At 32.4% G+C, this 247-nt stretch carries 1 protein-coding gene; it reads left to right on the top strand.

Translation table 11 applies throughout. From position 1 onward, the window contains the following. The coding region (locus ETC27_RS18285) for a hypothetical protein (protein ID WP_500690369.1) at positions 1 to 247 on the top strand (247 nt) is incomplete at both ends.

Raw genomic sequence — 247 nt, 5'->3', positions numbered from 1 at the left:
TAGAACAAAAACAAGTACTACTCACTTCTGGAAAGTCAGAAATTACTTTAAAAGGACAGGATGCCGAAATTTATCCACGTATTCAAGAAATTTCACAAGAAAATCCTCTTAAAATTAATGTTGGTTTTTTGAAAGAAATTTTTACAGAAACAGTATTTGCTGTAAGTACGCAAGAAAGTCGTCCTATTTTTACTGGGGTACATTTGGTCTTATCAGATAAGAAAAATCTCAAAGCTGTTGCGACTGA

Origin of the sequence: Onishia niordana, assembly GCF_004798965.1 — a bacterium.
GTDB lineage: Bacteria > Pseudomonadota > Gammaproteobacteria > Pseudomonadales > Halomonadaceae > Onishia > Onishia niordana.
The sequence above is the reverse complement of the archived record's forward strand: the minus strand, read 5'-3'. Positions and strand labels throughout refer to the sequence as shown.